Below are 12589 nucleotides of genomic sequence, written 5' to 3'. Positions count from 1 at the left end.
CCGATCCTTGTTTCCAAATATATTTGGTATGCAAATGTAGTAAATTAAGCAGCTTAAAGCACGAATACCCTATACTGTTATGGCTTTTGGTTCAGTTATAAATTTTGACCGAACTGCAGTAAATAACCATTATTATCGTAAATGGCAAACTCCCTCATGCCGTAGTCAAAATCTTCAAGCGGATAACAGATTTTGCCATGATCTTTTAAACTTTCCCAGAGTGCTGTTACTTCATTTGTTTTGATGTAAAGTGAACCACTCATGATCGGTTTTGGAATATTGCGATGCTCGTTAGGGCTGCAGAACATGATTTCTATCTCATCTTTGCGGAGGCTTAACCAACTTAGGTCATTAAGCTTTACATCACAGGTGAAGTTTAGGACTTCTGTGTAAAACTTTAATGTTGCCTGCATATCATGCGATTCGAGCATGGGGGTAAGTTTAGTAGCGGTGTATGTTGACATGATGTTAAGATAAAAAATATAGTTTATTTTTTACTATATAAGATATTTTACGAGGTCGTCATTTCGAGCAGAGTGCAACGTAGTCGGAAATCACGTAGTGCTCAGCGAAGCTAAATCTATCGAGGCAGATCTCTCCGTTACACTGCGTTCCAGTCGAGATGACGATTTAAGTAAAAACAAAAAAACTATGCTGGTGAGCATAGTTTTCTTAAATTATTTGTTTGTAATCTCTGTGATTGGTTCTCCAACATTACCATTTGGCATCTGAATATGGAGCAGCGCAGCCAGCGTTGGTGCAATATCGGTCATGTAATGTGTTTTATTAGAAGCACCTGATTTGATTCCCCAGCCCATAAAAACCAATGGAATGTGCGAATCGTATGGATTCCAGTTTCCGTGGGTTGTACCTGTACTGCTACCGTTAAACCAGTTTGGTTGTAAAACATAATAGATATCACCACTTCTGCGTGTATTGTATCCGTTGGTAATCATTTTTTTCTGGATTTCCTGAAGTGTGCTTTGCGATATTTTAGCGATATCAACAGCATTTTGGAAACCGTCTAATCTTTTTAAGAATTCTACTGATGCTGATTTAATTACATCGAAACTCACATCACCTTTTTCGGTTTTATCATGATCGAAAATGATCTGGTTGTTCATCGATCTTAAAACAATATTGTTTACTTTAAATTTATCATTTAAGTAAGCATTTAATTTGTTTGCGATATCACGGTCACTCACTACACCTGAAGGTAATTTGTTCTCCTGCATAAAGCCCGGTACATGCGCTGCACCATGATCAGCAGTTAAAAATACCGTGTAATTTCCTTTGCCTACTTTTTTATCCAGGTAGTTGAAAAACTCTTCGAAATCTTTGTCTAAACGTAAATAAGTATCTTCAGCCTCTACTGAGTTCGGACCATAGGCATGACCAACATAATCGGTAGATGAGCAACTTACGGCTAAGAAATCAGTAATATTATCCTGACCTAAATCTTCTGATAGGATGGCTAATTTGGCGAGGTCTAGCGTAATGGTATTACCATAAGGGGTGCTTCTAATGGCATCGAAATTTTTATCAACGTTTTGTGTTAACTGGTGAGGAAATGTGCTTGATTTGCCTTCGTAAGCATTCTCATCTTTGGTACTGTTTACATAGGTATTGATCGGGTATAAAGTTTCCCAGTTTTTTGCATAGAACTTGTTAGCCAGTTTCAGTTTGTTATAATCCGCGATCCAGGTTGGCACTTCTTTCATATAATAGGTGCTGGTAATCCAGTTTCCGGTACTGCCCTGGTACCAATATGCCGCATTTGCCGCATGGCCGGCCGGAAGGATGGAACCTCTATCTTTTAATGAAATGCCGATTACTTTGCCTCTAAAGTTTGTGGCTAATCTCAATTCGTCTGTAATGGTAGTGGTTAGCATATTTTTTGGCGACATATTACCTTCTGATGAGGGTGTACTGCCAACAGTGGATGCTGAAGAATCCTCTGTACAATAAACATTCTTTTTGGTTTCAGGATCGTACCAATCGTTACCGATAATACCATGAACAGCCGGAACCGAACCGGTGTAAATGCAAGTATGGCCACATGCAGTATAAGTTGGTGTATAGGGGATGAAGGTATTTTCCACAGAAAAACCCTCGTTAATTAATCTTTTAAATCCACCATTGCTATAGCGGTTATAGTAGCGGTATAAATAATCCCAGCGCATTTGGTCGACCACTAAGCCAACCACCAATTTGGGGCGTGCAACCTCCGCTGGAAATGCTTTTGAAGGCACTGTGGTAGATTTTTTGGTTTGAGCTGAGGAAAGTGAGATCGAAAAAATAGAAATAGTAAAAATTAGACGGGGTATTTTCTTCATTGTGTTTTAGTTAAATGGCTAAAGTAATCAATTTAGATAAAGCTACTTTGAAGTTTATGTAAAGATTTTATATCGCTTCGGCTACTACAAATGTGCTTCCACCTATAAAAACAAGGTCTTGTGTATCGGCTGCCTGAATGGCAGTAGCTTTTGCTTCGGCAACTGATGCATAACTGTTTCCGTTTAAGTTAAATGCTGCCGCCTGTTCTTTTAAGGCCTTTGCGGCTAAACCACGTTCTAAGTCGGGTTTGCAAAAATAGTAAATGGCATTTTTCGGCATCAGCGACAACACTTTCGAAATATCCTTATCGTTTACCATGCCAAAAACAATGTGCAGGTTTTGATACGGAGTTTGTGTAATGTTTTTGATCACCTCCTTAATTCCCGCTTCGTTATGGCCGGTATCGCAGATGACTAAAGGATTTTTAGATAAAGTTTGCCAACGGCCCTGCAAACCGGTTTGTTTTTTTACCTGGCTTATTCCTTTATAAATACTTTCCTGATCGGTTTTAATTTCGGTTTCCTCATTCAGTATAGCTAGTGTTTCTAAAACGGTTAGGATGTTTTTATGCTGATAAACCCCGGTAAGATCGCTTTGAAGATTTTTGTATTTGATTTTACCATGCTGATAAACGGACAAGGAAAGTTTACTGTTTTTGATTTTAAAGTCCTGGGCAGTTAACACTTGATCAGCGAAAACAATAGGAGCGCCCTCAGCTTTGGCTTTTTTAATGAAAACCGGTGCCGATTCTTCCTGGGTTTCGCCAATTATTACCGGAATATTCTTTTTAATGATACCTGCTTTTTCACCTGCAATTTCGGACAGGGTATTGCCCAACATATTGGTATGGTCGAGGCTAATGTTGGTGATAACTGAAATTTGTGGCGTAATGATATTGGTAGAATCCAGTCTTCCGCCTAAGCCCACTTCGATTACGGCTATATCTACATCATGTTTTGCAAAATGATCGAATGCCATGGCAACGGTAACTTCGAAAAAAGAAGGTTCAGTTTTTTCGATCAATTTTTGTTGATATTTTACGAACGATACGACTTCAGTTTTACTCATCATTTTTCCGTTGATGCGGATGCGTTCGCGGAAATCTTTTAAATGTGGTGAGGTGTACAATCCTGTTTTATAGCCCTGGGCCTGTAGTACGGAAGCCAGCATGTGCGATGTTGAACCCTTCCCGTTTGTTCCGGCCACATGGATGCTTTTAAATTTATCTTGTGGATTATCTAAAGCCTCACAAAGAATGATGGTATTGGTCAAATCTTTTTTGAAAGCAGAGGCGCCGACACGGGTAAACATCGGGAGTTTACTATATAAAAAATCAAGCGTTTGTTGGTAGTTCATAATATGCGTCAAATATAGTGGATTGGCGTTATTATGAAATGAATTATGAATATTTCTTCTGAAGTTTTAAAGAGCTGTGCGTTGGAAAGCTTTGGGAGTCTTTAATTTATTTTGAAGGTCTGTAAGCCACAGACCATGGAGTATGAGTGCAGTCAGATGTTCCCCTCTGACTTGTGATTAGTTTAGGATAGATACATAATTAATTGTTGAAAATCCAATCCAGCTTGTGAACAAATCTTCGGTCAGATAGTAATATCTGACTGCACAATGATTTAATAGCATTAAACAACCAAGGTCTGTGGAGACACAGACTTTGGTTGTTTATAATATTTTAAATTTTATTTTACTTTGAAGTTAAACATCACGATTCCGGTTTGTACATCGGGAGCTGATTCCAATTTATTTAAACTTGCACCTAATACGGCCTGCTCACATTTTCTCCAGAGGGCTAAATCAGATAGGGTAGTACCTTTAGCTCCGGCACGGGCCTGTACAACTTTGCCATTTTTATCTACACGGATTTGAACGGCAATTTTTCCTGCGCTCTGTCCATCATCCTGTATCCTTGGGATATCGATAAATTTTCTGCTGGCCAATGATAACTGTACATTGCCGTTTCCAGAACCGCCTTCTCCATAATTAGAAGCTAAAGGATCACCATCTTTATCGCCTTGGTTGCCCGGCGTTTTCCCTGTACCGTCCCCTTGTCCCTGACCAGTATTTTTTTTGCCTTTGTAAAGCGCATTTTGGTTAATTACTGGCTTGGCAGGTTTATCTTCTGTAACCGGAGTGGGTGCAGCCGTAGTTGGTTTTGTGGGTTTGGTATTTACGGCTATTGCATCTTCGGTATTTTGTGTTTGCACTTCTTTGTCACTACTTTCGGTAGAGGTGGTTGGGGTAACCTTTTCTTCAGGCGTTACTTTTTCTGGTGGTTTACCATTTGCATTCGGATCTGCTGACGGTTCTTCGATACTGGTATAATCATCTCCCATACCTTCTGCAGAAGTCCCATAATTAACCACCATACCACCCATACCCACTTCTTCTGGTGGCTGGAAAGAACCAATCACGATAAAAAAGCTGATCAATAATAAAAAGCCCATGATACCGCTTGCAATGGCAATAGCTTTAGGGTAATTATTTTCCTCGTTAGGTATGTTTTGTGCTTTGTAGTTCATTATTTCTTAGGCTCAACGGCTACAACAAGTTTTAATTTCAGTTTATTGGCAATATCATTTACCACAAATCCATCCTGATAAGTCACATTGCGCGATACATACAAAAGTATGGTCATATCTGGTGCCAGTTTTTGGTATGATGCCAATGTAGGCTCTAATTCCTCAATGCTAACCGGTTTCTTTTCAACGAAATATTTTAAATTTTCGTCTATAGTCACGGTAACTGCTTTTTTGGCGGTAGATTGTTGTCCGCTTGATGATTGTGGCAACAATAATTTAACCACCGTAGGATTTACTACGGCAGAGGCCAGTAAGAAAAACAGCATCAGGAAGAACATAATATCGTTCAACGCTGAAGTATGTACTTCTACCGATCCTTTTGTTCTTTTGCGTAAATTCATTATTTGCCTGGTTCTTCTAGTAAATCAATAAAATCAATTGCATCGGTTTCCATTCTAAGAATGATTTTTTCGACCATAATGTTTAAAATGTGATACAGTACGTAAGCGATGATACCGATAATTAATCCGGTTGCAGAAGTAATCATTTTCGTATATAAACCACCAGAAATAGTACCGATTTCAATAGCACCCTTAATGGATACCTGATGGAAAATGGTAATTACCCCCACAATTGTACCTACGAAACCAAGCATTGGTGCAATACCTGCAACAATACCCAATATGCTAATGTTCTTTTCTAATTTAGAAACCTCTAATTTACCAACATTTTCAATTGCACCTTCAATATCCTTAATCGGGCGGCCAATACGTTTTAAACCTTTTTGCAACATGCGCGAAAGGGGAGAGTTATTATTCCTTAATAACGACATGGCGCCATCTAAATTTCCAGATTGAATATAAGACCTGATCTGACCCATTAGGTTTGATTCGTCTTTCGTGGCTTTTTTAATGGTTAAATAACGCTCAACAAAAATAATCAAAGCTAAAAAAGCTAGAAAAGCCAATGGAATCATTACCCAGCCGCCTTTGAAAAGCAGATCGATAAAATGGAGTTCTGGCTGTGGTTGTGCTACTGCTTGGTTAACCGCATTTGCTGTGTCTTGTAATGCCTGAGTGGTGTCTTGAATTAATAAAGTTATCATTATGGTTGTGTGTTGTTAAAAATCTGTTGTACGTAAAACCCTTTTCCCTTTAATTTTTTCTGTAAGATATCTTTCTGCTCTTCGGCCTCTTTTTGTGTTTTAAAACTCCCTATGCTTACTTTTTTCCACGGTCCGGCCATATTTGCAATTTTAGCATTTAAGCCACGGGTTTTCATTATGGCAATATATTTTTCAGCTCCTGCAACAGTTTTGTAAGATGCCGCAATAACATCAAACGTAGAAGGGCCAGTTTTTGGTACGACGTTATTTTCTTTTGGCGTTTCGATAGCTGGCTTAACCGCCGGTTTTGATATCTCTTTTTTAACAGTATCGGTTCTTTTCTGAAGCTGATTGGCTTTTAAAATGCTATCCGTTTTGGCTATTGAGTCCTGTTTTGCTTTTAGGGTATCAACAACAACCTTAGGCGAATCGACAATTACCGGTGCTGGTTTTAGGGCTTCAGCTGTTTCGCCTGTAAATAATTCAGGCTTAACTAAAAAGGTTATCGCTGCAATAACAGCTAAAGCTAAAACTGCAATTGTAATCATCAACCAGGTAGACATACCTTGGCGCGCTTCGTTTCCATGTTCAATCGGGTCATGGCCAAAACGGTTTGGATGCTCTGAATGTTGCTCTTTTATAAACGCCGGAGCCTCAATTACAGGTTCTTCTTTTTTAGCCTCGTCTTCTAAATTGATGTATGTTTTTGGTTCTTCAGGCTCTGATCTAAGCGAGAAACGGCCTGGACGTTCGCTTTCTGAGATAACTGTTTCTGGTAATTCTGCTGATTTGGCTTCTGTAGATAATGAAGTATCTTCTGCAGCCTTTACTTCCTCGTGTGCATCGTCAAATTCTGGTGTCTCTATAGCAGATTGTTCAGCAGCAACATTTTCTACTTCCGATTCTGGTGTATGGCCGAAACGGTTAGGATGTTCTTCGTGCTGTGTTACAACCGATTCTGGTACTTCTACTTCTTCAACAGTATTTGTAACGTCTTCTGGTGTTTCAGTAGGTTCTTCTGTTTCAATGGCATGTTGCTCAGCAGCAATATTTTCTACTTCCGATTCTGGTACATGCCCGAAACGGTTAGGATGTTCTTCGTGCTGTTCTTTGATAAACTCAGGTGCTTCAGTAACTTCTATTGCACCATTTTCAGTATGTTTTAAAGTATTTTTGAAGTCATCATTAACTTCATCCAGCTCTACATTTTCGATTACCGGCGCCTGGTAAGACTTATTTTCAAAAGGTGAAGGTGCACCTGGCGCTTCAGCAATTTCGTCGTAAACTTCTTCTTCTTCTTTTGGAGAATCGGGTTTTACATCTTCAGTTACCGTTTCTGGTAAAGAAGGCAAACCATAAAATTCAGAACCATAATTGATGTTCTTTATCGGTTCGAAATCCAGCCCCTGCTCAGTAAAAAATAAGCGACCGGTATTTTCTAATTCGACCTCATGGTCAAGTTCCAGTTTTTGATTTATGTCTTCAACAAATTGCGCGATGTAATCATTGGCGCTCTCGTTAGAGATATTCCTTTTAGCGACAATAAAATCTACCAGCGCCTTTTCTTCGGTTAAATCGCTAGAAAACTGAAGGGTATAGCCCGGAGGTAAAAACGTTTGTTTTTCCTTATCGTATCTTCCCGGGTATTTCTTTTTATAAAAGGTGCCCAAGCCGGTAATACCAACTTCTTTGCGTTGCTGCAAGAGTTCTAAAAGGTATGATAAGATATCCATTCGGGTAAAATTAAGCGTTTAAAATTAAAAATTATATTCTACCTTCAAATAGTTTCTATGGGTGCTGTTAAACAGCCTATTCCAAAAAGAGGACAAAAACGGGTACAGTTTTGTTATTTTAATCATGAAAAAATCACAGTTTTTTAAACCTATAGCTGTATCCGTGCAAAGATAACGGTTACAAAGATAGAAATGGTATGCTAGTAAGCAAATGGCTAAATCGATATAATACCGAATTTGAGGCTAAAACCTATACAAACGCTTTACTATCGAAAAGCGTGTGTAGAAAAAGAATAGGGAAATTTTAAAAGAGGTTGTATCATGATGAGCCTGGTGTATACGACAAATTTCTTAAACGGTCGTCATCCTGAATTTATTTCAGGATCTTCCTGCCCTAAAAGATGATTAAATAAATTCAGCATGACTTGGTGGCCTTGAAATATGCCATTAGTTATACACCTATCAGCTTAAAGCTTTATACTTACCGCCAGGGTGTGGTGGGATAAATAAACAACCGGATTTTAGTCTAATAAAGATGTTTTGCAAGATAAGTGCTTTTTATAGCTGAAGCACGTTCGTTAAAACTCATATATATTATTCGCCCGTAAGTTTTCGATTGCTAATTCGGCATAGGCCAGTAGCGGCTGTTGTTTTCGCGTTTCTTCTTCAATTATGATTGAAGACTTATGGCCGTATTGATTAAAAAATGATCTGGTATGCGCTTGATAATCCGTTAAAAAATTAGCCAAGGAAGTTACATCTTCATCAAAGCCTTCACTTTCAAAGTTAAACTGACAAGAACTTTTGTAAGAGATAAATACGTCTTCACCCTCTTGAAATGAAATGGCGATACTGTAACTGCCCGGACCAGTGTGGGTAACAACTTCCTCATCATTTGTACTCCCTACATTATAAACAATCTCGAATGTGATGTACATTGTGTTTAAAGCCCCAGCTTTCTCTCCGGTAATCTCAAATCCGGAGGAGTAGCACCTATTTGTTTGGCTTTCTGAAAGAAATTCATCATTATAGATGTACTTATTTATTGTGATAGGCTGTACATTAAATATCTTCATTGGAGCGTATTTAAGGGAATTGATTTTGTCCTTTCAAAAGCCATAAGCATAGGAAAGCATTTTCCTTATAATTTATTTAACTACGAGGGCATAAGGATACATCTCCCGAAGATAAAAAAATCCCATCGAAATATCTGCCCACAGAGCAGAATTGGCAGTATCATCAGTTCTTTAATCATATATAGATTGATCGGTTCAGTAGTTGGAATCAGGTTGTTTTGCTATAAATATCTGACGTGTTTTTTTTCTTTTCGATAATTAATGCCTTTTATTAAAAGGTATATGCCTATAAGTAAAAGACTTGCAGCAATGAGCACTCCAATTGCAACAGGCAAAAATATACTTGCTGCATTAAAGAATTCGATCCAATGCACTCGGGGATAAAAAAAATAAGCAAGAATTAAAAAAGCTGATAGCGTTAAGGTTGACAAAAAATAAAGGGTTCGGGGGGGAGTGTTTGTTTTCATATTTGTTTGAGATAATCGATGGAGTGAGTTTAATTCAGATAAGGGTTTTCTGGGATGTAAACCAAATCGTAGCCGTTTTTCTTGAGCAGGTTTATGGTATCCTCATCTGGCAACTGTTTAAAAATAACAGTAGTTAATACCTGCGAGGGCATGGCCCTTAACTTAACAAGTGCATCATAAAGAAATTTTTTCATTTTTATAAAGAGAAACGGTTTGCTGTATTGATCAGTTGATATCAGTTCTGCGCCTTTAAACCAGTAGTTTGGATTGATTTTTTTAAAAGCGACCAAAGGTAGGCCTAAGCCAGCTGCCAGTTTTTCAAATTCTCTTTCCGATACTTTGTAAACAAAATTTCCAACCGGCTCGAACGAAAAGCGGTTTTTCCATAATTTATTCAAAAAATGTGCATTCCTGGCCAAAAGATTACTTAACATTAATAGCAGGGGCATCTTGGTCACCGGATCTTGTGGTTCTATCACTACCACACCTTGTCTGGCCACCCTGATCATTTCGTACATTGCAGCATAAGGTCTTGGGAAATGGTGATAGGATTCTTTACAAAGCACAAAATCAAAACTATTGTCTTCTTGCATGAGTTTTTCTGCATTCTCCGCAGCACAAGCATTAATAATCCCTTTTTTTAGTGCAATATTCAAAAAATCTGTGTTGAGATCTGTTGCCAATACCCTGTTGCCTGAGTTAAGGATATACTGTGCATCGAATCCATAAGCGTCACCAATAGTAAGCCAACTCTGGTCTTTTTTGTACAGAAGCGGGTCAAGGCAGTTAAAAAAGAGTTTTTGGAGCCAATAAGCTATATTATTTTCGCCCGTTGCTGTAGCTTTTTCATAAAAATCAGTTTTGGCACTTTCTGATGGGAAATGTGTATTGTACCATTTGTTATGTCTGTTGTAGCTTTCGGTATGGCGCATAGGCTGGGGTGTATAAGCTTATACGAACGCAGTTCTATAAACGCTTGGTCGAAAAACTAAAATAAGACTGGAAAAAAATAAGTTAATTTTAACCCAGCGTTTTTCATATTCGTTGCGTAATCTTATTACAACACGATGAAGAACCGCTTACCGAACCAAATGGATGAACCTTTTTTTTAAGCAAGATACTAAACTGATCAAAGGCTGCAAAGCTAATGAGCGGCAAGCACAGGAAGGTCTCTATAAGCTTTACTATGCCGATATGCTGCGTATATGTTTTCGTTATTTAAAATCTGATGATCTGGCGCAAGATGCGCTGAATATTGGGTTTTTGAAGATTTTTCAGCATATCCAGACTTTTGATGCTAAAAAAGGAGAATTTGGTACCTGGATCAGGACAGTAATGGTGAGATCGTGCATTGATATTATCAGAAGAGAAGCAAAGTTTAATGAAACGGTTAGCCAGGATGAGATTGAGGAAATCTTTATTCAACCATCGGTATTAGACAAGCTTTTTGTAGAAGATCTCCTAAAATTGATACGCCTCCTTCCAACCGCGACACAGTTGGTTTTTAACCTTTCGGTTATAGATGGCTATTCACATAAAGAAATTGGAGAACATTTGAATATTACCGAGAGCACCTCAAGGTGGCACCTCACAGAAGCAAAGAAACAGTTGAGGAAAATGTTAGCTTCCTCAACAATTGATAAACCAACTGAAAACATAAAAAGAAGATGAGAAATTCAGCATGGTATCATAAACTCTGGCGTAATAAATTAGATAGTTTACCAGTTAAGGATGTTTCGGATGCCTCATGGGCGGGTATGCATAAACTGCTCAATGAGCAGATGCCAGTCAGTACGGCAGGTGGCCACGGGCCTAATGTATCAACTGGAGCCAAATTGTTCAAAGTAATTGGTTATTCGTTATCTGTAGCCGTTACAGCTTCTACTGTAGGCTATTTCACCGTTCTGAAATCAAAAAATAAACAGAAAGAAACACATCATAAAGTTAAGCCCATCCTTGTAGATTCAATACCTGTAGATAGTACTAAGGTGTTAAATTACAATGAAATAGCCGATACTACAAGTATTAAAGATAGCATTAATGGGGCGGGGGATTCGATAAATCCAGCTGTGGAGCAAAATAAAATAGTTGATCATGATGGTGTCAAGCTTGTAGAAAAGACAAAGGGCATTGAAAACTTAACTTTAGCTGCTGCGAAAACAAATGCTTTTTCTCCTTTTAAAAATGGACAGGATGTTACAAAAAGGTCAGACCGGTCTAAACCATTTGAGAATTTAAGTGCGCAACCGCTAAGCGTTAACTCAAAAGTGGAGTTACCCGGAAATATTAGTCAAAAATTGGATAGCTCACTTACGAAAGGTAGCGCTTTATTATTGGCACCAGAAGGATTTCAGCGGGGAAATAGCCTTTCTAATTTTCTTCCTTCACCTATTTCGATTTTAGATCAAAATACAGCTTTAACTGTGTATAGCACTAATGAACTGCGAAATGCATCATCAGGAAACAGCAATAAGAAAAAGAATAATAAAAAAGCAGAACACACTAATCCTGGTAAAAACCAGAAGGTAAAAAATATCAGGTTGCCTAAAATTAAAACAGCTAAAACCAAACAGGAAAATGATGCAGAACCAACTTACAGTTATGGCATCACAACAGGAGTGAATGTACAAAAAGGCAGCAGTAGTTTTTATGCTGGTATATTTGGCACATATCCGCTAGATAAGAAATGGCAGCTCGCCATGGGTTTAAATATTAATAGCTATCAAAAAATTGCAGTAGAATTTACACATCCGAATTATTTCCGCCCGGATTCGTTGCCACCCATTACAATTGGAGCTACACGAAAAGTGATAGCAGTAGATATTCCTTTAACAGCTGCCTATAAGCTTTCAAAACATATAAATGTTAAAGCAGGTCCGGTAATTAGTTTTGTGGGTAAGCAGTCTGAAATGATTACCAAGATAGCCAATCCACGTGATACGTTATACCATAGTAAGCAAATCGACTCGACTTTAGTAAATACAGTAAGCAATAAGGTAAATATAGGGTTTACAGGCGGCATCAGTATTCATATTAAGCAATTTGATATCAATGGAAGCTACCAATGGTTAACTCCATACAAGGTGAGCAATGGTTTGGGCTCTTTTAAACAGACGAATCAGGTTTTTAGGATTGGGATAGGATATCGGTTTAAGTAAAAATAATCTCTTAAAATAGCGTCATTGCTGAGAAAGCTTTTTCAGGCCAATGTCATTAAAGTTAAGCATCCCGGTATGTTGCCATTCTGAGGGTTAATTACTTATTTAAAATCAATATGAGTGACTTATAATTATCTTCTCTTGTCCCAGGGCGCGGTCTTGCCTCGGCTCGCCGCCGC

The 12589-nt window shown here is 38.3% G+C and carries 11 protein-coding genes; 2 read left to right on the top strand and 9 right to left on the bottom strand.

Annotated elements, in window-relative coordinates; genetic code table 11:
• Positions 1-95: 95 nt before the first annotated feature.
• From FFJ24_RS14965 to FFJ24_RS14925, 9 genes are all read right to left on the bottom strand, one after another.
• On the bottom strand, positions 96-464 hold the full coding sequence (locus FFJ24_RS14965; protein ID WP_210419375.1) for a VOC family protein: 369 nt from the start codon (positions 462-464) through the stop codon (positions 96-98).
• A 213-nt stretch (positions 465-677) separates the two neighbouring features.
• Complete coding sequence (gene pafA, locus FFJ24_RS14960) at positions 678-2336, bottom strand: alkaline phosphatase PafA (RefSeq protein WP_138817995.1); 1659 nt, start codon at positions 2334-2336, stop codon at positions 678-680.
• Between the two features lie 67 nt (positions 2337-2403).
• Entirely contained in the window at positions 2404-3693 is a 1290-nt protein-coding gene (locus FFJ24_RS14955; RefSeq protein ID WP_138817994.1) for a folylpolyglutamate synthase/dihydrofolate synthase family protein, read from the bottom strand.
• A gap of 338 nt (positions 3694-4031) precedes the next feature.
• The gene (locus FFJ24_RS14950) at positions 4032-4871 is read right to left on the bottom strand and encodes an energy transducer TonB (protein ID WP_138817993.1); all 840 of its coding nucleotides are present in this window, start codon (positions 4869-4871) and stop codon (positions 4032-4034) included.
• A complete protein-coding gene (locus FFJ24_RS14945; RefSeq protein WP_025144642.1) occupies positions 4871-5272 on the bottom strand; it encodes a biopolymer transporter ExbD in 402 nt (133 codons plus the stop codon). The genes FFJ24_RS14950 and FFJ24_RS14945 overlap by 1 nt, the downstream gene beginning before the upstream one ends.
• Entirely contained in the window at positions 5272-5976 is a 705-nt protein-coding gene (locus tag FFJ24_RS14940; RefSeq protein WP_138817992.1) for a MotA/TolQ/ExbB proton channel family protein, read from the bottom strand. Before FFJ24_RS14940 ends, FFJ24_RS14945 begins: the two co-directional genes overlap by 1 nt.
• Positions 5976-7709 carry an SPOR domain-containing protein gene (locus FFJ24_RS14935; RefSeq protein ID WP_138817991.1) on the bottom strand — a complete coding sequence of 578 codons (1734 nt, stop codon included), beginning with the start codon at positions 7707-7709 and terminating at the stop codon, positions 5976-5978. Before FFJ24_RS14935 ends, FFJ24_RS14940 begins: the two co-directional genes overlap by 1 nt.
• A 578-nt stretch (positions 7710-8287) precedes the next feature.
• Positions 8288-8785, bottom strand: coding sequence for a hypothetical protein (locus tag FFJ24_RS14930; RefSeq protein WP_138817990.1), 498 nt, complete (start codon positions 8783-8785; stop codon positions 8288-8290).
• A 496-nt stretch (positions 8786-9281) separates the two neighbouring features.
• Positions 9282-10184: a class I SAM-dependent methyltransferase gene (locus tag FFJ24_RS14925; RefSeq protein WP_138817989.1), complete on the bottom strand. Its 903-nt coding sequence runs from the start codon at positions 10182-10184 to the stop codon at positions 9282-9284.
• 163 nt (positions 10185-10347) lie between these two features.
• Here FFJ24_RS14925 and FFJ24_RS14920 point away from each other — a divergent pair, with 163 nt between their 5' ends.
• Together FFJ24_RS14920 and FFJ24_RS14915 are read left to right on the top strand one after the other, a co-directional pair.
• Positions 10348-10923 (top strand): RNA polymerase sigma factor, encoded by a 576-nt coding sequence (locus tag FFJ24_RS14920; RefSeq protein ID WP_138817988.1) that lies wholly within the window; start codon positions 10348-10350, stop codon positions 10921-10923.
• The gene (locus tag FFJ24_RS14915; RefSeq protein WP_138817987.1) at positions 10920-12410 is read left to right on the top strand and encodes an outer membrane beta-barrel protein; all 1491 of its coding nucleotides are present in this window, start codon (positions 10920-10922) and stop codon (positions 12408-12410) included. Before FFJ24_RS14920 ends, FFJ24_RS14915 begins: the two co-directional genes overlap by 4 nt.
• Positions 12411-12589: the final 179 nt, after the last annotated feature.

Origin of the sequence: Pedobacter sp. KBS0701 (genome assembly GCF_005938645.2) — a bacterium.
Classification (GTDB): Bacteria; Bacteroidota; Bacteroidia; order Sphingobacteriales; family Sphingobacteriaceae; genus Pedobacter.
Note: the sequence above shows the minus strand (reverse complement) of the source record. Positions and strands in the feature narration are given on the sequence as shown.

Coding starts and splice junctions, on each gene's coding strand:
- FFJ24_RS14965 (WP_210419375.1), bottom strand. CDS start 464: ATGTCAACATACACCGCTACTAAACTTACCCCCATGCTCGAATCGCAT.
- pafA (WP_138817995.1), bottom strand. CDS start 2,336: ATGAAGAAAATACCCCGTCTAATTTTTACTATTTCTATTTTTTCGATC.
- FFJ24_RS14955 (WP_138817994.1), bottom strand. CDS start 3,693: ATGAACTACCAACAAACGCTTGATTTTTTATATAGTAAACTCCCGATG.
- FFJ24_RS14950 (WP_138817993.1), bottom strand. CDS start 4,871: ATGAACTACAAAGCACAAAACATACCTAACGAGGAAAATAATTACCCT.
- FFJ24_RS14945 (WP_025144642.1), bottom strand. CDS start 5,272: ATGAATTTACGCAAAAGAACAAAAGGATCGGTAGAAGTACATACTTCA.
- FFJ24_RS14940 (WP_138817992.1), bottom strand. CDS start 5,976: ATGATAACTTTATTAATTCAAGACACCACTCAGGCATTACAAGACACA.
- FFJ24_RS14935 (WP_138817991.1), bottom strand. CDS start 7,709: ATGGATATCTTATCATACCTTTTAGAACTCTTGCAGCAACGCAAAGAA.
- FFJ24_RS14930 (WP_138817990.1), bottom strand. CDS start 8,785: ATGAAGATATTTAATGTACAGCCTATCACAATAAATAAGTACATCTAT.
- FFJ24_RS14925 (WP_138817989.1), bottom strand. CDS start 10,184: ATGCGCCATACCGAAAGCTACAACAGACATAACAAATGGTACAATACA.
- FFJ24_RS14920 (WP_138817988.1), top strand. CDS start 10,348: ATGAACCTTTTTTTTAAGCAAGATACTAAACTGATCAAAGGCTGCAAA.
- FFJ24_RS14915 (WP_138817987.1), top strand. CDS start 10,920: ATGAGAAATTCAGCATGGTATCATAAACTCTGGCGTAATAAATTAGAT.